Genomic DNA, 241 nt, shown 5'->3' on the forward strand with positions numbered 1-241 from the left:
CGCCGTGGAGGCCGCCCTGCAGGCCGGCAGCATCGGCCCGGTGCGCTACTTCGAGTCGGCCATCGAGCGCTTCCGTCCGCAGGTCCGCGACCGCTGGCGCGAACACGACCTACCCGGCTCCGGGCTGTGGTTCGACCTCGGCCCGCACCTGCTCGACCAGGCACTGTGCCTGTTCGGCATACCGCAGCGTATGCACGGACACCTGCGCCGGCTGCGCGAGGGCGCGCTGACCGACGACTGG

At 72.6% G+C, this 241-nt stretch carries 1 protein-coding gene; it reads left to right on the forward strand.

Features of this window, described 5'->3' with window-relative positions; all coding sequences use genetic code 11:
* The coding region (locus HMPREF0072_RS11490; protein WP_004830606.1) for a Gfo/Idh/MocA family protein at positions 1 to 241 on the forward strand (241 nt) is incomplete at both ends.

It is taken from the genome of Anaerococcus lactolyticus ATCC 51172 (assembly GCF_000156575.1).
Classification (GTDB): Bacteria; Bacillota; Clostridia; order Tissierellales; family Peptoniphilaceae; genus Anaerococcus; species Anaerococcus lactolyticus.